This is a genomic window from Sedimentibacter sp. MB35-C1 (assembly GCF_030913635.1).
GTDB lineage: Bacteria > Bacillota > Clostridia > Tissierellales > Sedimentibacteraceae > Sedimentibacter.
The window spans coordinates 139,650-162,791 of the sequence record NZ_CP133188.1; the positions used below are offsets into that span (position 1 = coordinate 139,650).

Sequence of the window (23,142 nt, forward strand, 5' to 3'; positions counted from 1 at the left end):
AACATTCCAACGTCCAATTAAAATCAAGTATATTAAGACGCCTTTTCTTTATAAAAGCCTCTAAACTATATAGTTTAGAAGCTTTAAGCAAACTCTGTTTTAAAATTACTGTATGTGTTCTTCTTTTTACAATTAAAGCAGCCTTATCTCATTTCGACTAAAAAAACTTTCTTATCAAATTCATCAAAATATGTCATTATATTTGAATCAGCAGATACTTCGCTCATTATTCTTGGAAGAATAAAAGCCACATTTCCGTTTTTGTCGTATACTATGCTCCTGTAACTTTTGTCCAATGTTGTATTGAAATTTAAGACAATATAGTCACCTGTCATTTTTATTGTTTCACCTGTTTCGCCCAAGTTAAGAGAATTTGTATCTCCCTCCTTGTATACTTTTTGGTCCTTGTCGTTAATATAATAAATATCATTTCCAAGCACTTCGTAATTTTCTCGATATACAGGTCCGCTGCTTTCCAATCTTATTGTTTCATCATCTAAGAACAGTGAATAAAGCATACTGTCATCACTGACAAAATACAATCTTTCATTACGATATTTAAACGCTTCTGCAGGTTTTTTGTTAACCAATGTTATTTTACCTGTTTCTTTATTCAGCTTGTAAATTTTGTGCGGATCATTATCTACGTTTATGTTTGATGTTATCATATACAGGTAATTGTCCGTTTCATAACTAGATTTTGATTTATACATCAGAAATCCTTCTTCAGATACTTCAGGTGCAATGAAAGGTCCTATAGCTACGGGCTCCATTGTCGTTCCGTCCGCCTTTATTGCAATTTCATACGTCATTCCCTTTGTTCCGCTTGCACTGTATGAAAAAATTACTTTTCCATCACGATGATTAAAATATGGCTTCACATATATATCTTCATCCTCACCAAAATAAGTATCTTTTGGCAACTGATATATTTTCCTGTTATTCTTCAAATCATTCAAAGGTGCTCGATATATAGTGCCATTATTACCGGTGTAATATATATAATCGCCCTGTACAATAAAACCACCACACCTATCCTCTTCGTGTAAATGGTCAACAAGCTCCAACATCTCTGGAGATGCATTCTGGGATTTAATCACAAGTCCATTATTATTGTCAAAATGGTAATCCCATCCGAACTCATTCACACCGTATTCCCACGTAAGCGGAAAATACGTTATATCCCTAAAGGACAACAGTGGATATTCAGCATTGCTTTTATCAACTGTTTTTCCATTAATCTTAATATTAAATTCTGGGATTAAAGCAGTGTATTCAGTTGAATTTTTCTGATTTGTCTTATATTCCTCAAAAGGATAGCTGATATTTGTTTTATTAATTTCAAGTCCTGCTTCCTGATCCCACTTTGTTTCCAAACCAAGGTATCTGCACCCTCCAAATGTCATAGGAAAATAAGTGATATCCTTATAAACAATCAACGGATATTGGCTATATGAATTGTTTATTTCACTTCCATTTAATGTAACCTTGAAGGACGGCAGGCTAACGTTTGCATTTTTGTCGGCAGCAAATGCATTTTCACTTGAAAGAAATAATACTACTGCTATTACAGCTATAAAATTATATATAAATCTATTTTTCATCTTTTCCCCCCTGTATTCAATACTATTTGTTTATACGACGATATATTTGTATAAAAAGTTCCGCATAATATAAAGTTATATTAGAACCACGTCAGCTAAACAAATAATATTAATTATAGCGTACATTTATTCCAACAAATATTGTTCACTATTTATAAAATTATTTCCAAAATTACATAGCTAGTTATATTATATAAACTAACAGTGGGGCCGGATAAGCTATCCCGCCCCTTACTTTGCAAGTACATATTAATTAAATGACATTGTCACATTATCTGAGGTCCATGCAGTATATGTCGCTGACACCTTTCCGTATACAGCAGATGTTGATTGCACCTGTGTCTACTCTATTGACGCAAGTACATACATAGTAATTACAGTAATGATAATCAATTAAGTCATTACATTCATTTTTTGCTTTGCTTTTACATAAATATTTATATATTTGTAGGTAACATACCCTAAGAGTACTCCTATTAGATTAAAAATTATGTCATCTATATCGAATACGCCTCTGCGAGTAATTAATTGTAAAAATTCAACGCAGAATATAATTAAAATATTTACAAAAATAAATAATTTTTTTTTGTTTTGTGCAGAAAATAAGTGTAAAGTAAAGATACTCATAGGGATAAAAGCTAATACGTTTCCTATAATATTTTTTATAACAACTCCAGCATTAATTTGAGCAGAATGAAAAATATTCATTAAAGGAATTAAATTTGTATTATATCTGCAATATGTCACAAAATCAATTGTCGATGCATTTTTTGCAAAATCTATTCTAAGACTATTCTGAAACAATACTGAATATAAAACAAAAATATAAAATGCAAACAAATGACAAACGATAAATTTTATTGTTTTCTTTTTATTGCTTTTATTAGAATCTATTGTTGTATAGGCGAAAATAGCCATTAGCGCAGAAAACAATAAAAAGGTTATTATAATCCCAAACATTGAAAATATAAATCTACCACCTTGAATAATAATAAGCAGATATATAACTAATACAATTCCAATTATATAACTAACTATTCCTATAAGCTTTTTTAAAAAACTTTTTTTATTCATGAAGTTTTTACCTCCAGATGTGAATTTTCTTGCCACATTGAATATGTTTACCAGATGCTCACCTCCTGACATAATTTATTTATATCTCAAATGCTATGTTGAATAAATTTGTTATTATTTACCTTTCATATATATAGACCATTTATTTTTTTAATTTGCAACAATATTATTTATAAAATCTTAAGTTTAACATTTGTTTTTCTGTTACACTCCAAAGCAATTTCGTGAGTAGGAGACGCATTAACAAAAGTTTTTATTGACACAAAAAAATATTGTTTCATTTATAGATAAGTTTAATTCTTGAAAGAAACATCTTTTTGGTCAGGAAAGCATTCTAGATACATGCGAAATAAATTTACTTAATCAACCCCAGAAAGCAATAGATAAGTGGGTGATAATTGCAGAAACAATTATGTAAAAGAGAAGAATTTTTAAGTTATTTTGTGCATGCAAGCCCCCCTTAAATTAATCATTTAGCTTACTGTAGCTGAAAACTTGCCCAGTCCAAGTTATAAATCATAAACTGTATTTTCTTCAATTTTCGATTCAGTCTCCATGTTTTCAAATTGCAAATATATTTTATCGTTACTTTTATTTATACTATATGTTATTAGATTTCAACGATTTTGAAATAATGAGGTCACCTTAATTTATTTAAAGTATGGTATCAGGTAACCATCTCCAGTATACGTCAGTGTCTGGGTACATGTTAAACTGCAATACCTTTTCCTGATTGCTCCAATCTAAATACTTTATTTGCAGTTTTGCTCCTGTGTCACTTACATTTAACACCTCCAAGGTTTCCATTTTATAGGTTCTTGTATATTCTTTATGTATATCTTCTATGTTTCTTACACAAAGATTTCCGTCTATTTCCTTAAAATATGGCAATATCATACAATATACCTTGGACTTTCAACAATAGTTTACGCTCATACTGGTTATAAATAAAAAAGAGAAGATCTCTCCTCTTTTTTAAATTTAATTATTAGCTGTTACATAATATGCCTCTTTAAGAGTGAAGTCATTCACGCCCCCATCACCTGTAACATAACTCCAAGACATAGCACCTGTTAGCGTGTCATATCTTCCGTAGTTTGGTGTAGTAGTACCTTGTGTTGTGTTTGCAGAATCAATTACTAAAAAATCAGACTTTGCAGTTCCTGCTTCCTTATAGCCATATACTACAACCCAGTGCTCCACACCTTCACCTGTTCCTGTACAATGCAGGAGTACAGGTATTCCAAGGTCAATCTTTGCTTTCAACTCAGCAAGTGTTTTTTACTGTCATGCTCCAGGAATAGTCCAGTCAATCCCTGCATAAAGATAGTAGCCTGGATCGCATCAACTGTGGTATATGGTTTGTTACGAATAGTATTTTCCGGTCATTTCAGTTATATCAATTTGTATTACCGCCGTACCTTTAACCATGTTAATTGGTAGTTCCTTATTTGCTAAATGAGGTGTGTATTTTTCCACAATTTTTTTCAGTATACTTCTTTTTTCATCAATATTATCAACAAGTTTAGGAGTACCAGAAATAATGACACTTTCATATTTTGTATTTGTGTCACATGGATTTCCATTTGGGTCCAACAGCAGTTTGTCCATTTCATAAACACAGAATCCCACTCTTGGATCATTGTGTATATTGTCAAGCTTTTTACCTTTAGGCAATCCATGTAAAAAAATTGCATTATTATAATAAACAAAATGCATTGGAGTAATATATGGTGTGCCATCAGAGTTAAGTGTCGCAAAACTTCCAATTTGTACTTGTTCAAGCAGTTGATTCATTTGTTGCTCAGTAAGGCGGTGCGTTTTCATTCGATGTTGCATAATAGTACATCCTCCTATTTATACCTTTAGTTTTCATTTCACTATACTACAAAACCGGCTCTGCTATAAGAGCCGGTTTAAATAAATTTATAGGATACAGATAATCTAACCAAACCAAGCCTGCGATAAAATCTCCACTGCCCTTGGAATATCATCCTCTGAAATCATGCCATATCCTAATATAAGAGCATTGTTCCTATAATTCTTTTTATTCAGCCAAAAAGGAGATACAGGGCATACCTTTATTTTATGGTCAAGCGCTTTTTGAACAAGCTCCTCTTCCTGCTGCCCATCCAAAAATTCCAGAAGAATATGCAATCCCGCTTGATACCCATGAATTCGTACCTTATTTCCAATACTGTCTTTGATTGCATGAATAAGAATATCATGTTTCTTCTTTTGAGATAGACAGATTCTCCGCATATGTTTTTCCCAATGTCCATCTTCCATAAAACGAGCTATAATTTTCTGGTCTATCATTGGAACAGTGCATTGATACCCAATAAACCTTTCTCGATATTTAGAAAGCATCCATGAAGGCAATATAATATATGCCATGCGAAGCCCGGGAGAAAGTGCTTTGGAAAATGTTCCAATATAAACTACACGTTCATATTCATCAATTGATTGGAGTGCGGGAATTGGCCGCCCATTGTAGCGAAATTCACTATCATAATCATCTTCAATGATGATATTGTCATGTTCTTGTGCCCAGTTCAATAATTTGATTCGCTTATGTATTGGCATAACAACGCCCATTGGAAACTGATGGGATGGTGAAATATGAACCATCCTTGCAGATGACGAAGAAAGCTCGTTTATTCCAATCCCATCCTCATAAACAGGTATAGGTAAAACGTCAAATTCATTACTGCGAAAAATAATGCTGGCACCATTATAACAGGGTTCCTCCATAGCAATTTGTTTTTTCGCATAAGGAAATATTTTTATTATGATTTCAAGGGCAGATTGTGTACCACTACACATTACAATCTGTTCCGGTTGACAATTGACACCGCGGCTATGATACAAGTATTCTTTCAGTTGAGTCCTCAATTTAATATCACCTTTTACATCGCCGCAGCTGTGAACCTCTTGCATTTCTGCGCCATCCAATACATCAGTCAAATATTTTCTCCAAAGTTTATCAGGAAAGCTTGCAGCATCAAGATTTCCGTATTGAAAATTATACCTGATAGATTCTGTTCTATGGTTGGAAGAAACAGCTAATTCTGTGCTCGTGTTAGTTTTTTTTGCTTCTTTTGGATTAAGGTTAAATTGCAGGTTATTCACTAAATAACCGGAGCTTGCTACATTTGTAAGATAGCCTTCCAATACCAATTGAGCATAGGCATTTTCTACTGTGTTTCGTCCAATTTGCAATTCTCTTGCCAATGCTCTCGTAGACGTTATTTTCGTACCGATAGGTAGTTTTCCCGCCAGAATATCATGTTTTATTTGTTCATAAATCTGCTGATAAATTGGTTGTTGGCTTTTATGATCGATATGTAGCATTTTCACTTTCTCCCATATACTGAAGTTTACAATACTGAAAAAACTAATGGAACTAATTTTACAACTATTATTACATAATGGAAGCAAATTTTAAATTCATGCTCCACGTTACTTAGATTCAAAATTTAAGGCACATACTGCTCTTCAATTATCACCACAACACTGTCCTGCATTTTAATCCAAAACGGCACATTAACTGCTTTGTTTGAATAAGTATTTAGATATCTAATAAACTCTTCCTTATCTTTTGTGCTATAGTGAAATCTGTCTTCATCACTGCTTGCGAAATCATTTCCCCAATCAATAAATCTGTATTCTGCATTCTCACCAACTTCGTATACAATTTGTTCAACTTCTGGATTATAAATATAGTATCCATTAGGCATATCAAATTCTTCTATTTTAAGTTCCTGAATTCTATCATTATCCTCTAAAGTTATCCATTCGATGGGATCAAATATAATTTGGTTTCCATCAGATTCTTCGAACCCAGAAATGTAACCAATATATGTGAATTCCCCAACTTCTTCCGAATCTGTTGTAGGTGGAACCTTGGCATCAATTACTTTTCCATTTTCTAAAACGTAGTTCTGTAAATTAATATATACACTTTCAGAAACTGCATAATATCTATATTTTTCTTGGGTGTCTTCATTATAAATCATTGCATAAGTTTCATCAGAATAAAAGTTGATATAATATCCATCATGCAAAATAATTCTAAGTGTTGCCGTACCTTCTATTGGAGGATTCATCCTTTTTTCTTTCCATTTTTCCTGTTCAAAAATCTCGAGAAAGCTTGAATTAGGAGAAACACTTAAAGAATCATTATCTTCAGTTTCTACAGCAATATAGTCGCAGGTTGCCATTGCAGACAAGAAATTATTAATATTCAACAACGACAAATCAGGCTCTTCATTCTTAGGATTTGACAGTAATCCAACTACAGCAACTAAAAGAACAATTGTTGCTATCACAACAACATAAAACTTTGGTTGTTTAAAATTTATTATATTTTTAACTCGTCCTTTGGTCTCCCCTTCGCCAAAGGCAAGAGGTGTCATACCAAAATTCCTTCTTTTTATAGATAAGTTCAGCAATGACTGCGAATAGTCTTTTTTTACGTTGTGACCTAATTGGCTTATAACGGATTCATCACAAGACATCTCCATGTCTTTACCGCTCAACCAAAACGCAATCCAAGCTAAAGGATTAAACCAATGAATGCATAAAGCCAGATAGCTGATAAATCTAATAACATGGTCAAATCTCTTGATATGAGTTTGTTCATGTAGCACTATATACTCCTTCTCTATTTCTGACAAAGAAGCAGACAGATATATCTTCGGTTTAATTAAGCCTAAAACAAACGGTGTTTCTACTTTGTTTGAGTAGTAAATATTATTCATTTCACAGCTTGCATTTTTTAATCTTTTTTTTATTTTTGTAAGCGACACCGCTCCATATATTAAAAGTACAGCAATCCCCAAGACCCAAATCAACGATCCAAGAAAGATCCAAACGTGCATTGGATTTACACTAGCAACTGCATCTGCTGTTGGAAGCGAACCACTGATAGATTGATCAATATTGTGCATTCCCGTATTAATATAAGGTTCTAGATTATACATGACGTCATTAGATATAGGTGTTGGGTTCACAGGAATAAGGCTCAAAATACTATCAAATGAAATTGGTACAATAAGTCTAAATAGAGCAACTGTCCATAATATGTACGAATATTTTTTAGGAGCTTTTTTAAGAAGTATTCTTGCAAATAATATGAACATAATAACGATACTGCCAATATAACTCATATTGATAACTTGTAAAAATAATTTTTCCAACATCCTATCCCTCCCTATATTCATCAATCAATTGCTGTATTTCATCAATCTCTTTTTTACTTAATTTTTTTCTCCTAGTAAACGCTGTTAAAAACCTAGGCAAAGATCCGCCAAAGGATTTTTCTAAAAAATCTTCTCCTTTTTCTGCTAAAAAATCTTCCTTTTTTATCAATACTACAACAGTTCCGTTATCATTTTTGAAAATCTCCCTCTCGCATAGCCGCTTTAGCATTGTATATGTTGTCGTTCTCTTCCATTCAAATTCTTCAGTACATATTTCTATCAATTCTCGAGTTTTAATAGGAGCTTTATCCCAAATAATATTTGCAAATCTTTGTTCCATTTCACCAAGCTTATATTTTTCCACAGAAATGCCTCCTTTTGTCTAATAGTTTTAGACATTTATAGTCTAACATCATTAGACATATATGTCAACAATTGGGTAGAAAAAAAGAAGCTAACTGTTGCCAAGTTTCGTTTATATAAAAAACACACCAAGATTTTTATATCTCAGTGCATTTAAAGTTTTCATTTTCAGTTTTAAATAATTATTTATGGTCTAAAATTGGAAGCTACTATCTCCTAACTATTTATCTATTTGCCTATATAAAACGCGTATATCGCAATAACTACATAATGTTAATAATGAAAATTTTACAATTCTTTATCACTAAATGTTAATGTAACTACCTGCACTAAATCCATTCCCCCAAACTTAGACGGACTAAAATAGTCTTGAAGTGAATAGCTTCTCATACTTGTACCGCTATCATAAACCATAAGCGCGACAGGAATTTCTTTATTGATTTCTATCTTCTTGAATTCCTGTAAAAAGCCTTTAGTAGATGACATTGTTTCTGCGCTAAGCATGATTTCATCTGTTCTGTACGAAGCCCTTCCACCAGCATTTATATTTAAATCAATCGCATAATTTTCTTTAAGCTGCATTGCGAAAGTACCAGTTAACTGTTTAATAGGTTCTCTCTCTGTGCCTATTGAAATAGCTCCTCCACCGATGCGGCTCCAGTTTTTGTCGTTTTCAAGTTTGCATACATTTACTTTTAAAGTTATTGCCTCTTTTGGTGCATGAAAAGAAATAAGTTGTGAATTACCTTCCATCCCAAAAGATTGTAATATATATTTCTCATTTTCTGATAATTCGTATGGCACAATTCCTTCTTTAGTTAAGAGTTTAGGTAAAGTTGCTTTGTTTGAACAAGCAACTAAAGCCATTGCAATGGTAACAATTAGTATTAGTAAAAAAAATCTTTCCCTTTTCATTATAAATAACTCCTATTTTTCAAATAATTTATTTCACATTTTACTTATACACTTCATCATCAAATACAATCTGATCTCCAAGCGTAAATACATATTGGATTTGGTTATTGTTTTCATCGGTCCAACTAACAGAGCCAAAAGAGCCATTTGATGAATCAGTTCCAAATGATGCAGCTGCAATTACAACTACAACAACTGCAATAATAACCAACCAAAAATAGGGTTTCCTATAATTCAATACATTTTTAATTCTCAAGAAAATGCTACTCATCTTAGAACCTCCTCAATCAATTTTTCAGCTAATTTTTATTATTACACCTTGGAAAATCATACCATATTAATTAGCGTTTTGCAAATGCTCATAGACTAATTACACATTACCAGTTTCCAAAAATCTATATATCTTAATACCATCGATAATGCAATTACTGATGGAATAGCAGTTAAAATTTGCAGCTATGATAATTATATCCACCCCGTTTATTATAGCCGATCCATCACTTGGCACAGTATCGTTAAGGTTCTTTAAAACTGAGCACTTTCTTTAAACCAAAACATATACTAATGTATATTAAATGAAAGGAGTTATCAATATGTATAATAAATATACCTGTCCTCATTACGACAACACTCCAAAAAATATTTTTCCAAGCCCATCGTTACCATTAAGTATGCAAAAATGGATTCATGAATCTAGCGACAGCTTAACTCTATTGGGAGATTTTAATGCTAGCTATAATACTTTTCCGTATACAGTGAATCCTAATGTTGAGATTGTAATCAAAGGACAATTCCCCTATGCAAGATATTTATCCTATAGTATAGTAGGTAAATCAGACCTTACTATCGCCACAATACCTGACCGAGATTTAATTCCTGATCCAGGAAGTACGAATCCTTTTTTGCCTGGTGCTAATTGGAACGCCAAAAATCGTAATTATACTTTAAAAATCCGTTTTACTCCACCACCAGAAGGGTTTGATCATTTTGTTCCAGCAGCAGGTAATAACATAGCTTATGCAGGAACGTTAAAAAATGGCTTACAAAATACGCATGGAACCATAGGTCTCCGTATTTATGCTCCAAGTATTGGTTATAATGACATTACGGGAGGTGTAGGTTTTCCTATAATCATGTATAATCACACACCAAATAATAATAAATACTCACTAACCACTCAACCAATAAGTAAAGCCAATTTTAATCCTGCATTAAAACAAAAAAATAATTTCGAACATAATAAATGGTATATTTCTTCTAATGAAAAGAATTGTAAAGAAAATGGCGATCTATCTTGGAGTACCCTAGGTCGCTCATCTGCACTTATACAATATGATTATAATGATGCCTATATACTTTCTAATGAACTTCAAAGAGACCCAAGTAGGTTATTGTTTCTTCGTTGGAAAGCCCCTGCATTCCCAGATACGTATCACAACATTGGGATTTTAGGAAATGAAGACATGAGATACTGGAGTATGTCATTTATATCCCCAGTAGGCTTATTGGGACTTTATACACTTGCAGATTTTGAGACAGTTATTGATAAGAATGGTTATGTCAATCTAATAATCAGTTTCGGTGCACCACGTCCATCTTGTTTGACAACAGAAAACGGATTTACTTGGATCGATGCGAGCCATCTTCCTTTAATTCCCCTTCAACTTTTTTATAGAAATAAGATAGTCTCTCAAGACTTTCCTTATTCAGCAAATAATATTCCACCTGGTAATATTGTTCCACCTGAAGTTATGGGAGAATATTATCCATGTGGTAAATATATCAATCCTGGCTATTTTAAAAAATATTATTGTGATTGAGTTGCAATTTTCCGCAACTTTAAAGGGGCAAAGTCCCTCTCTTTAAGCCGATTATTGCCCCAAATTTGCACTTTAAAATCACATGTCCTATGATGTTTCTGCATCTTTAAGTTATTTTCTAAGCATTTTGTGTTTATTTTAGGTAAATGCTTTGGTAATTATTTTTAATCCATCGTTTCCTTCTCAAAAAGGACCCATTCATTATTAATTAAAACAACAATATTCTCTTCAAAATGAGCATACTTTGAACCTATGCTTCCAAAGTTGGTTTGTCCTTCTTCAGTAGGTTTTTCCGACTGGTCAACCGAAGAACTGACTTCACCAATTATTGCACTTTCATCTATCTCAACAGGTATTTGTTTTCCCGTATCAAGATATAGCTCACCGTTAACCATAATCATTGGCCTTAAATCTGTAATAGCATTATTTAGTGAATCAGTTTTAGGATTTGCTATTAGACCAATTCCAACCGCTATCACAACGATAGTTGAAATAGCAACAACCCAAAATCTTGGTTTTTTATAATTTAACACATTTTTTATCCTCCACTTCACATTACCCTCGCCAAAAGCAAGAGGACTTCCATTTAAAATACGTCTTCCGGTTGCAAGTGTCAATAATGAATTAGCGTAAGATTTTTTAATATCAATATTAATTTCTTTCAATACTCGTTCGTCACAGGAAAGTTCCATATCGATACTCATTAACATGAATGCAACCCACACAAGAGGATTAAACCAGTGTATTGTCAATATTATGAAGGCTGTTATCTTAATGATGTGGTCTTTTCGATAAATGTGTGTCTGTTCATGCAAAAGAATGTATTTCCATTCTTCTTTATCTAGTCCCGCTGGCAGGTAAATTTTGGGACTTATAATACCCAATACAAAGGGGGTTTTTAAATTATCAGCTTCATAAATATTTTGCTCAATTAATTGTGCATTTTTTAATAGCTTTTTTAGGCGAAAAATAGAAATAAGACTATATGCAAGTAATGTAATTATACCTATCATCCAAATATGTGCACCTATTTCTATATAAATATGCATAGGGTTTACACTACCACCTATAACCTGTGAAGGAAGTACTTCGTTAACCATCGTATCAACAGATAGTATTCCACTACTTATCAGTAGCTTTTGTTGATAAATTATATCATGAGGAATAGGAGCAGCAGTCTGCGGTAATAAACTGAATACACTCTCAAATGAAAATGGGATAACAAGGCGAAAAGCTACCACAACCCATAATGCATAGGAAATAACCTTTGGAGCTTTTTGAATCGCCAGCCTGATGAGTATAACAAAAATAATTACATAACTAGCCGTAATACTCATGTTCAAAATAGCAAGAAATAGTTCACTCATTTCATACCTCCTTATGATCATCAATCAGTTTTTTCAATTCTTCTGCTTGATGATTACTTAATTTTTTACCTCCAATAAAAGCTGTCAAAAATTTAGGTAATGACCCTCCAAAAGTATCTTCAACGAAGCGTTTACTTTGATTTGAGTAATACTCTTCCTTTGTGATTATCGATGTAACAACAGCATTTTCATTTAGAAAAATACCTTTTTCGCATAATTTTTTAAGTACTGTATATGTTGTGGACTTTTTCCATTTCATTTCTTTTTCACATAGCTTGACAAGATCACCAGAACCTATGGGCTCATTACGCCAAATGATATCCGCAAACTTTTCTTCACTCTCAGTAAGTTTATATTCTTTCATGACAAGCCTCCCTAGTCTATACAATATCGACCTCACGCTATTAGTCTATCCTCTATAGACTAATATGTCAATGCTAAATTTTATATTTATATTTAATTATCCTTATTATCACGTTCCGTAAATTTCTAACGAATCCTTCGCTCTCTGGTTCTTTCACTTCGAGTTCAAATTTCTGCATTTTGCTCAATGACATATATTAATTCAGTTCCTAAATCTTTATCTATTATCCTAATTGAGGATTCTTTAATTCTATTCATTCCTAAAATAATTGAACTATTCGGTTTCCCCGAATAGTTCGCTCTTCTTCATTCTTTCCCAATTTTTTCTGCATCAGACTTATATCCGTATGGACTATTAACTCCAAAGAAAAATCCACCGATATTACACCAGCGGATTCGCATTTAGCATTCATATTTTTATCTAATTCTTTTAGCTGCAATATATTGACCAAAATACTTCTTAAATTTTTCCAAAGCAGCTTCGATCATTTCTTGATTAACTAATTCTCCTTTAGCATATAATTCCTGGAGCAAACCTGCTGTTAAAATACCCGCAATATTATTAATATCAATCTTATCTTCTTCCTTAAAATAACCATCTTGAATACATAATTCTACAAGATAAAGAGAACGAACTTCTGTATTTGGACCATTGACAAACTTCTCAATGCGTTCATTGCGAAGATCACGATGTAGCCAATCTGGAAACGCTTCTGAAACTATCTTTAAATTTCTTTGTATATTACTCGATTGAGATGAAAAAAATATATATGAATATAATTGAGGATTCTGAAATGCATATCGGCAATATGTCAACCAAATTTCCATCAGATTATCGAGACTATCAATTCTCTGCGCAAGAATATCACAGCATTCACTTAAGTAATCAGTTATACAATAGATAGATGCCCATTCTTTCAACTCATCAAAGTTATCAAAGTAGTTATATAATGTAGCACTGTTATAACCTGCTCTTTCCGAAACATTACGTATTGTTAACTGATCCACACCTTCATTTGCCATAATATTAGCTGCGGACTCTATAAAATATAACATAACTCTTTTCTTTTTTAATGTAATATTCGTTTTCATTACTAATCTTCCTTATTATAATCAAATGATTATTTTTTATAAAACTATCATATCACTAAACTGCAGATTTAATCAACAATAATTTAACTTGCATAATTTAAAAAATACCTTCAAGGCTTATTATTAAACCTTGAAGGTGAGATATATTTAAATTTACGAGAACTAATTACTTACAAGCTTCATATGTTGCTATAGCCATAGATACATCTAGTACGCAAGATCCAACACTTTCATATAGAGTGATTTCTTCATCATTTTCACGAGCTTTAACATTGCCAACAAGGCAATCACCTACAGATCCAACGACTTTTTCTTTAGAAACTACTCCCTTTTCTACAGGAATTAGGATATCTCCTGCAGCTTCCCAAAGTCCTTCAACATGTTCTGTAATGATGCGCGCTGCTTTTACAACTGTTTCTTCATCAATTTCTTGCATAAATGGTGTAAAAGAGCCTATGGCATTGACATGAGTACCAGGTTTTAATTCAGAGCCATTAAATACTGGGGTAAGGGAAGGTGTGCATGTGCAAATAATATCAGAATTAGATACCAATTCACTAGCTGATTTACATTTTATGATTATGTACGGTTTATTTTGAACTTTTGCGATTCTCTCTGCAAATTTATCCACTCTATCAGGAAGTGAATCATAAATTCTTAACTCTGTAAGTTCTCTAACTTCCTGTACAGCAAGAACCTGCGTATAGGCTTGTTCACCAGTTCCGATTACACCCAAACAATGAGCATCTTTTCTAGCCATTACATCTGTGGCAACACCAGCACTACCACCAGTCTTAATTGCAGTTAGATAATTTGCATTGATTAAAGCAACCTGTTCTCCAGTTTCGGCAGAATAAAGACTAATTTTAGAAATTACGCTTGGCAGTCCCTTTGTAATATTGTCTTTAAATACTGCAGAAAACTTAGATCCAAAGAATGGAACATCTAAACAATTTGCCACTAGCCATTGACCACAATTTTCTTCTCCTCGGATTGGTCCAACAACCCTACCTGGTGCATATCTTTTTCCTTCTGCAGAAGCCTTGTATGCTTCTCTTATAGTTTCAAGAGCCAGACTCATATTCATTGTTTCTTTAACTTGTTCCTCATAAATAAATACCATTTTTTCCATTTATAAGCCTCCTAGTATAATTAATGTCGTAGCCACTAATGGCTATGCAGTTAATACATTTTTATTATCTAATAACAGAAGAAGGAGTTCTTCCTTCTCCAGATGTTACTTTTCTATTTCAACAAATTATCAATATTATTTTATTTCACTGTTAATATTTCTTATCTAGGTTTCATTATCCCATTCAACCTATTCATTATCAATTCTTAATAATACATTATTATACAAAAGCTTTCCAGCTTTAAGTACACTCGGAATTAGTGCAACATAGAAGAAGATTAAAGGTAACCCGCAAATTACAATAAAATTTTGCATAGCACTCATTGCATCATTTCCACCAATTATTACCAAAGCTGCTGCTACAGCGCCTAGAAGAGCTGCAAAAAGAGCACGAATCCATGGATACGGTTCTTCCATACGAGTAGTTTGTACAGCCATACTGTACGCAGCTCCTGCTCCTGTTGTCACTAGGAATAATACAATCAAACTAAGAGCTAGCGGTATCATAAAGAATGAACCCGGAATATGCTGTAGCAAACTTATTAATACACTAGGTAACCCTGCCGAATTAAGCGATTCTGAAAGAACTCCTGGATTTAACATTTCAAAACCAATTGCAGAGCCACCAAAAATAGCAAACCAAATTCCTGTAATAAGTGGACATACAACTGCTATACCAAGTAATATCTGGCGTAAAGAACGTCCTTTTGACATGCTTAAGGTTAACACTGCCATTGATGGCCCATAAGCAAGGAACCAAATTTGATAGAAGACTGTCCATCCACCCATCCATGCGATATCTAATCTAGAAAAGGACATAATGAAGAAATTCTGAATAAAAATTCCAAGACTATTTACATAATTGTCAACTACAAACATTCCAGTACAAAGAAGTAAAATAGATACAGCAAATATCGCTCCTAAATATATTGTCGCTTTAGAAAGATAATCCATACCCTTTTTAAGCCCTGTAGCCGCACCAAATATAAATGCTACTGCTGCAATCAGAATAACCACTATTTGTGTCATAACTGTATTCGGAATGCCCCATACAGCATTTAAAGCAAATGCAATCTGAAGTCCAAGGAAGCCTGTTGGCCCAATTGTCCCTGCAGCAACACCAATTAAAGCAAAAATGTCAAAAGCTTTACCTGCAACACCATTTGCTGCTTTTTCACCACCAATTAGATAAAGCATAGAGCTTGGTCTATTTGGGAGTCCTTTCTCATAAATTACATAAGCTAAAAGTGGAATACAGAAAGCTGTTGCTCCCCATACCAAATACCCCCAATTAAATGCACCTTGAGCTAAAGCATAGCCAGCTGCTGTAAATGTTCCTGCTTCAACACCTTCAAAATGTGGGGGTACATTTACAAAATGATAAAATGGTTCTGCTGCTGCATAAAAAACACCACCACCGGCAAGCATTGTTGTAATGATAATTGCATACCAGCTAAATGTATTAGTTTCTACTTTTGCATCTTTCCCACCAATTCTTATATTTCCGAATTTTGAAATTGCTATAAATAACGCTATCAACCAAAAACTTACCATCATCAGCTGTATAAATCCGCCAAAGTAATTAGCAACAACATTAAATCCATTGGAAATGACTCCGTATGTAGCTTCACCATTAACTAATGAACATATTACGAATAGAATTAAAAATCCTGCCAAAATTCCAAATCGTAACCACTCAATGTTTCCCTTTTTCATTTCACTTTTTTCCATTTTTGCCTCCTTAAATGTATGATTGGTAATAATTTCAAGTTATAACTTTCACAAAATAATCGATTGATTACATTCTAATCACTTGATTGCTTTTTGTCAATAGGCTTTATTTATTTTTTTAAACAATTTTTGCACTTCCATTCTTTTCTTCAAATAAACTAGTCTGGACATTTTTTTCATGTGTTCAATTTTAAAAATAAACCTTCAAACCTTTTATTGATAACATCAAAAAAGTTCATCCATAATAAGACGAACTTCGATTAAGATTATATTTTAATAATTTTCAATTAGAACCGATAAAGAAATTACTCTTCTGTTTCTAGTATCCCTTCCTCAACTCTCAGTTGCTTGTTTTGATATAGCAACCTAGCTGCTTTAAAAACACTTGGAATTAACATAATATAAAATACAATAAGCGGTAATCCACATATAACTATAAAGTTCTGCATAGCGCTCATTGCATCATTTCCTCCAATAAGAACTAAAGCTGCAGCTGAAGCACCTAGTAGAATTGCTAATAGGGCTCGAATCCATGCATATGGCACATCCATATTAGTGACCTGAACAGACATACTGTATGCAGCTCCAGAGCCTGTCGTGACAAGAAATAATGTAATTAATATTAAGGCTAAAGGAATCATAATGTAAGAATGGGGTAACTGTTGAAGCAAGGTAATAAGAACACTTGGTAACCCATCTGTGTTCATAACAGTTGATAATATTCCAGCGTTTTGCATTTCAAATCCTATTGCGACTCCACCAAAAATCGAGAACCACACACCCGCAATCATTGGACAGATTACTCCAATTCCAATCATCACTTCTCTTAATGTACGCCCTTTAGACATACTTAATGCTAATACCGCCATAGATGGCCCGTATGCCAGGAACCAAATCTGATAGAAAATTGTCCAACTACCTAACCAAGTAGGGTCTACTCTTGTAAATGCCATAACAAAAAAATTATGCATAAACACACCTAGACTATTGATATAGGAATCAAATACAAACATTCCACATCCTAAAGTCAAAATGCCCGCAGCAAAAACTACTCCTAGATACACTGTTGCCCTCGATAATAAATCAATACCTTTCTTCAAGCCTGTCGCTGCACCAATTACAAATGTAATGGAAGCTACTAAAATAACAACAATTTGTGTTAATGCTGTATTTGGAATTCCCCACACCGCATTTAGCGCAAAGGCAATTTGTAGCCCTAGAAATCCTGTAGGTCCAATCGTTCCAGCTGCAACACCAATTAAAGAAAATATATCAAAAGCCTTACCTAATACACCATTAGTTACTTTTTCGCCACTGATTAACCAGAGCATAGAACTTGGCCTATTTGGTAAACCCTTTTCATAGATAACATAAGCTAATAGTGGAATACAGAAAGCTGTTGCCCCCCATACCAAATATCCCCAATTAAATGCACTTTGAGCTAAAGCATATCCTACTGCTTTTGTTGTTGCAGACTCTATTCCATTAAAATGCGGAGGCAAATTTATAAAATGATAAAATGGCTCTGCTGTTGCGTAAAACACTCCTCCACCTGCAAGCATTGTTGTAATGATAACAGCATACCAACTAAAGGTATTTGTTTCTTTCTTTGAATCTTTGCCGCCAATACGAATATTTCCAAATTTTGATATTGCAACATAAAGTGCAATCACCCATAAGAGAAACATCAAAATTTGTGTAAGGCCACCTAGATTTGTTGAAATAAAGTTAAACCCTACGATAATCGCTTTGTAGGTAGTACTACCATTTATTAGAGAACCTAGAATAAACAAGATTAAAAAAACTGTAAGAATACCAAATCGCAACCACTCAATTTTCCCCTTTTTTGTCTCAATTTTTGCCATTTTTTGCCTCCTCAAATGTATGAATTATTAATAATGTTAAGTTATAACTTTCACAAAATAATCAATTGGTTATATTTTAATCATTAGATCTTTTTTTGTCAATAGACTTTGATTATTTTTTTAACAATTTTTACACTTCCATTCTTTTCTTCAAACAAATTAGCCTAGACTTTTTTCATGTATTTAATCTTATAAATAAACCTTCAAGTCAATTTTTGATAACATCAAAAAAGTTCATCCATAATAAGATGAACTTCGATTTAGATTATATTTTAATAATTTTCATTTTACTTCTTTACGAAATCAGAATATTTACCGATTCACTATATGTAATTAACAATAAGAAAAGTCAATAATCATCTCTAAGTTTTACTGTCAGCAGTCCCATTGACATTTCTTTAAGTCAACATGGGTTTCATCTTTTAGAGGAATACCCTCGTTGCGAAGCAATGCACCTTGTTCAACCCATCCTGGCGCTAGTCTACCAGCATGATTAACTACTCTATGACAAGGATAGTCTCCATAACATTCTGCCCTGCTGAGTACTTTTCCAACAAGTCTTGCATTTTTATCTCTTCCAATTAGCCTTGCTATTTGTCCATATGTAGCAACACTACCCTCCGGAATTTCCTCTACAACGGAAAGAATCTCATAAATCAAATCTTCTTCTAACACTCGCTTCATAGTACCTCTCTATCTTCTTTATGTGCTTTTTCATGCAATTCAGATATCCTTTTGGCATAAGCTCATATTTCTTGAAAATTCTCTTCAAAATTCGTTTTACGAAGGACTCGATTGGCTGCCGACCAAGCTGAACTATTCTGAGTTCCTCTGTTTCCTGTTCTCTAAATTGTATCTATAAGTGCATGTAATAGTATACATGGTGTTAATGACTTTGTTTGAATACATATTTTCCCAAATATAAATCCTATAAACATTTGAATGCAAGTTGATAGAAGTATGCCTATAGATATTTCTTTATAACCAACAATATGAACTATACCAAAAATAATAGATTGAATTATATTTGCTTTATCTTCTCTTATATGAAATGCAAGCAGCCCATTTATGAAAAGACCCCTAAAAAGTACTTCCTCTATTATACTTGGATAAAATAATTTCTGTATGAAATTTTTGATATAAAAGCTAATCGTATTGCTCTCCGTTTGCAAGTCAACAATTGTTACTGACTCCAACAAAATAAATATCATTATAACTATAAAAAAACTTTTAGTAGTAATAGCCCAGTTGAAATCGTTCAGCCTAACTTTAAATAAATATCCTAATAAAATAGTCATTGTCAATGGCACTTGAAATAACAGTCTCAATTGATTAAGCGTATAGTGATCTGTATTCACTAAATTAGCAATAATCTGAATAATCATATATGCAATAAAAACTAAAATAAATGCATATAAAAATTTTTTTTCCTTCTTTATTTCGACTTTATAATTTGTTAATTGATTCTCGAAAACAATTAATACCATTAAAGATAATATGAATGAGAATACATACTTTGTACGAACCAAAAAAATGAGAATCATGCATACGCAAAGGAAAGCCAATTCCATGAATGACAACCTTTTAATTTTCATCTCAGCTCCCACCTCTATTTCTCTAAGTAATTATTAATGCTACTTTGTAGGCAATAGATATATTAATCTCTACCAAAAGCTTATCACAATTTTGTTACAATTTCTATTACTATAAATATATTTTTTCTAGAAGATACACCACAATATTAGTGTTATAATTAAAGACTTTTGTTTGTACAAATTGGAATCACTTTATTTACATTGCCAAGATGTTGAGCAGTTAGTAGTACCATTTATATTTCTTGGAAATTTAAATGGTAAGCTTTCAAAATTTTTTCAAGAGCACTGCAGAAGCTGTCGATTTCACTTTCTGAAAGGGTCAAAGGCGCATAGAGATGAATAAAATTATATAGCTCAGAATAACCAACAAAGAAACCGCTACTAAGAAGCTTGTGAAATACAACCTTGGATTTAAAAGTTTTATTGAGCATGACCACGTTCATCATGCCTCTGCCTCTTATTTCTCCAATGCCATCAATTTCAAAGAGCCTTTTTCTGAAATATTCACCGGTTTTTTGTGATTTTTCTATGAGCTTTTCCTTTTCTATAATTTCTACAACTTTTCTTGCCACAATACATCCCAGTGGATCATCTGTGTGGGACTGCACATATTTAAAGTTAGTTTTTTCTGTAGCTTCTGCAAGATTTGAACGAATTAGCAGGCAACTCACGGGATATCCGTTGCCGAGGCCTTTGCCAAGGCATATTAAATCAGGGAAATTTTCTTTGCTGTCAAAGCAGTTGTAATGCTGAAATCCAAACCACTTTCCTGTTCTTCCAAAGCCTGTTGTTACTTCATTTGCTATTATCAGGCAGTCTTCTTCTCTGCATTTTTGCACAAAGAAATCTATGAGCTTTTGTGGTTGACAAAGAACCAGACCTGCTGAGTTACCCGGCTCAAATACAAAAGCAGCATATTCTGAAAAATCAATAGAATTAAATTTGCCGCATTCGCCGCATGTTATATTTTTTTTGCAGTTAAGGCAATCATTTATATTCACATCATTCCAAAATTTTGTATCTCTCGGCATTCGCAGCTCTCGTGCCGAACCTAAATTAGAAATTGAAAAGCAGAGTTTTTTTTCTCTTCCTGTGAGAAGCTCTGCAAGAACAACTGACAGAGATACAGCTTCACTTCCTGATGTCATAAATGTACCCTTGTAGCTGCATTTGAAGTTTGCAGCTTCTCCAAGCTCCTTCACCAACGCTCCCGGATGCTCTGTACCTATCATCTGATTGGTGTGAAACAGCATGCCTGCCATTTCCTGAAGTACGTGAGTAATTTCATAGTTGCAGTGACCTAAGACAGCAGCCCAGCAGCCAGATTCCAAATCAATAATTTCTCCGTATTCCTCAGTAAGAAGTTTTGTTCCGTAAGCTTTAACGGCAGTGATGGAAACGCTGGGATCAGGAAACATTCTAATATGCATGTCATTGTAGGATTTGTTCATTTTTTTCCTCCAATAATGATTTATTTTTTTCATTTTTAATATATAATATAATGTATAATAGTTCAATTGCAAATATTTCATTCTGTACTACTACAGTTTCTTTGAGGTGTGTTATGGAAATAAGTAAGGTTGATTTAGTTAAAAACTATATTTTTAATGAAGTTAAGTCAGGAAAAATTAAAGCAGGCCAGCGTCTGCCAAGCTGCAGAGAAATATCTTCAAAGCTTGGAGTCAATAAAATTACCGCAAACAAAGCCTACAATGAATTGGAGGATGAGCACAGAGTATACAGCATTCCAAGAGGAGGATTCTATCTTGTGGATTCAGCTCAGAACTCAAGGGACACTGAAGATGATTTGGTTGACTTTTGCACTGTCAAGCCTGATGAAAAACTTATTCCCTACAGAGAGTTTGCCCACGTGATGAACAATGCTGTGGATTTATACAAAGGTGAGCTCTTTGGATACGAGCATGAGGGAGGGCTCAGCTCTTTAAGAAATACTCTTAAAACTGAATTTGAAAAGGACGGTGTGTATACTTCTTCTCAGCAGATGATAATAACTCACGGAGCCCAGCAGGCACTGTGGCTTGTGCTTCAGTCTGCTTTTAGGACAAGAAATGGAAAGCTTCTTGTTGAATCTCCCACCTACAGCCTTGTTCTTGACATGGCAAGACAATTAGGTGTTGAAGCTGTGGGAATCGAAAAAAAAGTTGATGGCTTTGACTACAATGCTATGGAAAAAATTTTTCGCACAGGTGAAATAGTGTGCTTTTACATAATACCAAGGCACCACAATCCAACAGGTTATTCTCTTTCGGAAAATGACAAACTTAAAATTGTAAAGCTTTCTAAAAAATACGAGGTTCTTGTAATAGAGGATGATTATCTTGCAGACCTTGGCTCTGCAAAAGGGTTTATGCCCATTCACTACTATGATACAACGAAAAGCTCTGTGTACATAAAAAGCTTTTCAAAGACCTTCATGCCTGGAATAAGAACTGGGGTGGCGGTTCTTCCAAAATCAATTTACGAAGATGTGCTTAATCTTAAGCACGTGAGCGATTTAAATACATCCTTGATCCCTCAGGCGGCTCTTGATTTGTTTATTAAGTCTGGGATGTATGAAAAACACATTAAAAAAGTCAGAAAATCATATGAAGCAAAGCTTAGAATCTGTGATGCGATTTTCAAAACCTCTTCTTGTGAGGATGTAAGCTTTCACGTTCCACACCACGGAATATTTTTGTGGCTCAGCTTGCCCTTCGGTGTAAGGGGAGAGGAGCTCGAAAACAATCTTAGGCACAAGGGCATTCTCATAAAGACAGCAACAAATTGCTATCCGTCAAACTGCTTTCAAGGTAATGATTCAGTAAGACTTTGCATATCCGGAGTTATGGAAGAAAGATTGAACAGTCTGAGAACAGTAATCATGGAAATTAATAACTTGAGAAATAAGTACAGCGCAAAAAATCATAAATAAATGGACAATTTTTACGATTTTGGTGACGGGCATTTGAATAATATTAACATCAATTATTTCTTTGCTGTGCAATCTTCCTCAACTA

General features: G+C 33.4%; 21 protein-coding genes and 1 pseudogene. 2 read left to right on the forward strand and 20 right to left on the reverse strand.

Annotation, left to right across the window (positions count from 1 at the left end; all coding sequences use genetic code 11):
• Positions 1-143: 143 nt before the first annotated feature.
• From RBQ61_RS00695 to RBQ61_RS00740, 10 genes are all read right to left on the reverse strand, one after another.
• Positions 144-1,604, reverse strand: coding sequence for a hypothetical protein (locus RBQ61_RS00695; RefSeq protein ID WP_308138631.1), 1,461 nt, complete (start codon positions 1,602-1,604; stop codon positions 144-146).
• Between the two features lie 393 nt (positions 1,605-1,997).
• Positions 1,998-2,678 (reverse strand): VanZ family protein, encoded by a 681-nt coding sequence (locus RBQ61_RS00700; RefSeq protein WP_308138632.1) that lies wholly within the window; start codon positions 2,676-2,678, stop codon positions 1,998-2,000.
• Positions 2,679-3,332: 654 nt separating this feature from the next.
• A complete protein-coding gene (locus RBQ61_RS00705; protein ID WP_308138633.1) occupies positions 3,333-3,575 on the reverse strand; it encodes a hypothetical protein in 243 nt (80 codons plus the stop codon).
• 84 nt (positions 3,576-3,659) lie between these two features.
• A complete protein-coding gene (locus tag RBQ61_RS00710; RefSeq protein WP_308138634.1) occupies positions 3,660-3,944 on the reverse strand; it encodes a hypothetical protein in 285 nt (94 codons plus the stop codon).
• 99 nt (positions 3,945-4,043) lie between these two features.
• Positions 4,044-4,517, reverse strand: a complete 474-nt coding sequence (locus RBQ61_RS00715) for a pyridoxamine 5'-phosphate oxidase family protein (protein ID WP_308138635.1) — start codon at positions 4,515-4,517, stop codon at positions 4,044-4,046.
• Between the two features lie 105 nt (positions 4,518-4,622).
• A complete protein-coding gene (locus RBQ61_RS00720) occupies positions 4,623-6,032 on the reverse strand; it encodes a PLP-dependent aminotransferase family protein (RefSeq protein ID WP_308138636.1) in 1,410 nt (469 codons plus the stop codon).
• 125 nt (positions 6,033-6,157) lie between these two features.
• On the reverse strand, positions 6,158-7,882 hold the full coding sequence (locus RBQ61_RS00725; RefSeq protein WP_308138637.1) for a M56 family metallopeptidase: 1,725 nt from the start codon (positions 7,880-7,882) through the stop codon (positions 6,158-6,160).
• A 1-nt stretch (position 7,883) separates the two neighbouring features.
• Positions 7,884-8,246, reverse strand: coding sequence for a BlaI/MecI/CopY family transcriptional regulator (locus tag RBQ61_RS00730; RefSeq protein ID WP_308138638.1), 363 nt, complete (start codon positions 8,244-8,246; stop codon positions 7,884-7,886).
• A 287-nt stretch (positions 8,247-8,533) separates the two neighbouring features.
• On the reverse strand, positions 8,534-9,160 hold the full coding sequence (locus RBQ61_RS00735; protein WP_308138639.1) for a hypothetical protein: 627 nt from the start codon (positions 9,158-9,160) through the stop codon (positions 8,534-8,536).
• Positions 9,161-9,200: 40 nt separating this feature from the next.
• A complete protein-coding gene (locus RBQ61_RS00740; RefSeq protein WP_308138640.1) occupies positions 9,201-9,431 on the reverse strand; it encodes a hypothetical protein in 231 nt (76 codons plus the stop codon).
• Between the two features lie 322 nt (positions 9,432-9,753).
• Here RBQ61_RS00740 and RBQ61_RS00745 point away from each other — a divergent pair, with 322 nt between their 5' ends.
• Complete coding sequence (locus tag RBQ61_RS00745; RefSeq protein WP_308138641.1) at positions 9,754-10,980, forward strand: hypothetical protein; 1,227 nt, start codon at positions 9,754-9,756, stop codon at positions 10,978-10,980.
• A 446-nt stretch (positions 10,981-11,426) separates the two neighbouring features.
• Here the strand turns inward: RBQ61_RS00745 and RBQ61_RS00750 are convergent.
• From RBQ61_RS00750 to RBQ61_RS00795, 10 genes and pseudogenes are all read right to left on the reverse strand, one after another.
• Positions 11,427-12,347: pseudogene (locus tag RBQ61_RS00750) on the reverse strand (M56 family metallopeptidase); the annotation flags it as partial.
• Position 12,348: 1 nt separating this feature from the next.
• Positions 12,349-12,711 (reverse strand): BlaI/MecI/CopY family transcriptional regulator, encoded by a 363-nt coding sequence (locus tag RBQ61_RS00755; protein WP_308138643.1) that lies wholly within the window; start codon positions 12,709-12,711, stop codon positions 12,349-12,351.
• A gap of 259 nt (positions 12,712-12,970) precedes the next feature.
• A complete protein-coding gene (locus tag RBQ61_RS00760; RefSeq protein WP_308138644.1) occupies positions 12,971-13,123 on the reverse strand; it encodes a hypothetical protein in 153 nt (50 codons plus the stop codon).
• 4 nt (positions 13,124-13,127) lie between these two features.
• Positions 13,128-13,802, reverse strand: coding sequence for a TetR/AcrR family transcriptional regulator (locus RBQ61_RS00765; protein WP_308138645.1), 675 nt, complete (start codon positions 13,800-13,802; stop codon positions 13,128-13,130).
• Positions 13,803-13,968: 166 nt separating this feature from the next.
• Positions 13,969-14,934: an ornithine cyclodeaminase family protein gene (locus RBQ61_RS00770; protein WP_308138646.1), complete on the reverse strand. Its 966-nt coding sequence runs from the start codon at positions 14,932-14,934 to the stop codon at positions 13,969-13,971.
• 189 nt (positions 14,935-15,123) lie between these two features.
• On the reverse strand, positions 15,124-16,665 hold the full coding sequence (locus RBQ61_RS00775; RefSeq protein WP_308138647.1) for a BCCT family transporter: 1,542 nt from the start codon (positions 16,663-16,665) through the stop codon (positions 15,124-15,126).
• A 305-nt stretch (positions 16,666-16,970) separates the two neighbouring features.
• Positions 16,971-18,530, reverse strand: coding sequence for a BCCT family transporter (locus tag RBQ61_RS00780; RefSeq protein ID WP_308138648.1), 1,560 nt, complete (start codon positions 18,528-18,530; stop codon positions 16,971-16,973).
• Between the two features lie 375 nt (positions 18,531-18,905).
• A complete protein-coding gene (locus tag RBQ61_RS00785; protein ID WP_308138649.1) occupies positions 18,906-19,214 on the reverse strand; it encodes an MGMT family protein in 309 nt (102 codons plus the stop codon).
• Between the two features lie 161 nt (positions 19,215-19,375).
• Positions 19,376-20,125 (reverse strand): CPBP family intramembrane glutamic endopeptidase, encoded by a 750-nt coding sequence (locus RBQ61_RS00790; protein WP_308138650.1) that lies wholly within the window; start codon positions 20,123-20,125, stop codon positions 19,376-19,378.
• Between the two features lie 233 nt (positions 20,126-20,358).
• A complete protein-coding gene (locus RBQ61_RS00795) occupies positions 20,359-21,576 on the reverse strand; it encodes an aminotransferase class III-fold pyridoxal phosphate-dependent enzyme (RefSeq protein ID WP_308138651.1) in 1,218 nt (405 codons plus the stop codon).
• A gap of 113 nt (positions 21,577-21,689) precedes the next feature.
• On the opposite strand from RBQ61_RS00795, the gene RBQ61_RS00800 reads away from it, so the two are divergent.
• Positions 21,690-23,057 (forward strand): PLP-dependent aminotransferase family protein, encoded by a 1,368-nt coding sequence (locus RBQ61_RS00800; protein ID WP_308138652.1) that lies wholly within the window; start codon positions 21,690-21,692, stop codon positions 23,055-23,057.
• Positions 23,058-23,142: the final 85 nt, after the last annotated feature.

What these genes read in the sequence shown, in the direction of transcription:
- RBQ61_RS00780 (WP_308138648.1), bottom strand. Translation starts at nt 18,530, where the DNA reads ATGGCAAAAATTGAGACAAAAAAGGGGAAAATTGAGTGGTTGCGATTT.
- RBQ61_RS00800 (WP_308138652.1), top strand. Translation starts at nt 21,690, where the DNA reads ATGGAAATAAGTAAGGTTGATTTAGTTAAAAACTATATTTTTAATGAA.
- RBQ61_RS00775 (WP_308138647.1), bottom strand. Translation starts at nt 16,665, where the DNA reads ATGGAAAAAAGTGAAATGAAAAAGGGAAACATTGAGTGGTTACGATTT.
- RBQ61_RS00735 (WP_308138639.1), bottom strand. Translation starts at nt 9,160, where the DNA reads ATGAAAAGGGAAAGATTTTTTTTACTAATACTAATTGTTACCATTGCA.
- RBQ61_RS00705 (WP_308138633.1), bottom strand. Translation starts at nt 3,575, where the DNA reads ATGATATTGCCATATTTTAAGGAAATAGACGGAAATCTTTGTGTAAGA.
- RBQ61_RS00770 (WP_308138646.1), bottom strand. Translation starts at nt 14,934, where the DNA reads ATGGAAAAAATGGTATTTATTTATGAGGAACAAGTTAAAGAAACAATG.
- RBQ61_RS00700 (WP_308138632.1), bottom strand. Translation starts at nt 2,678, where the DNA reads ATGAATAAAAAAAGTTTTTTAAAAAAGCTTATAGGAATAGTTAGTTAT.
- RBQ61_RS00740 (WP_308138640.1), bottom strand. Translation starts at nt 9,431, where the DNA reads ATGAGTAGCATTTTCTTGAGAATTAAAAATGTATTGAATTATAGGAAA.
- RBQ61_RS00785 (WP_308138649.1), bottom strand. Translation starts at nt 19,214, where the DNA reads ATGAAGCGAGTGTTAGAAGAAGATTTGATTTATGAGATTCTTTCCGTT.
- RBQ61_RS00720 (WP_308138636.1), bottom strand. Translation starts at nt 6,032, where the DNA reads ATGCTACATATCGATCATAAAAGCCAACAACCAATTTATCAGCAGATT.
- RBQ61_RS00695 (WP_308138631.1), bottom strand. Translation starts at nt 1,604, where the DNA reads ATGAAAAATAGATTTATATATAATTTTATAGCTGTAATAGCAGTAGTA.
- RBQ61_RS00795 (WP_308138651.1), bottom strand. Translation starts at nt 21,576, where the DNA reads ATGAACAAATCCTACAATGACATGCATATTAGAATGTTTCCTGATCCC.
- RBQ61_RS00790 (WP_308138650.1), bottom strand. Translation starts at nt 20,125, where the DNA reads ATGAAAATTAAAAGGTTGTCATTCATGGAATTGGCTTTCCTTTGCGTA.
- RBQ61_RS00755 (WP_308138643.1), bottom strand. Translation starts at nt 12,711, where the DNA reads ATGAAAGAATATAAACTTACTGAGAGTGAAGAAAAGTTTGCGGATATC.
- RBQ61_RS00725 (WP_308138637.1), bottom strand. Translation starts at nt 7,882, where the DNA reads ATGTTGGAAAAATTATTTTTACAAGTTATCAATATGAGTTATATTGGC.
- RBQ61_RS00765 (WP_308138645.1), bottom strand. Translation starts at nt 13,802, where the DNA reads ATGAAAACGAATATTACATTAAAAAAGAAAAGAGTTATGTTATATTTT.
- RBQ61_RS00745 (WP_308138641.1), top strand. Translation starts at nt 9,754, where the DNA reads ATGTATAATAAATATACCTGTCCTCATTACGACAACACTCCAAAAAAT.
- RBQ61_RS00760 (WP_308138644.1), bottom strand. Translation starts at nt 13,123, where the DNA reads ATGAATGCTAAATGCGAATCCGCTGGTGTAATATCGGTGGATTTTTCT.
- RBQ61_RS00715 (WP_308138635.1), bottom strand. Translation starts at nt 4,517, where the DNA reads ATGCAACATCGAATGAAAACGCACCGCCTTACTGAGCAACAAATGAAT.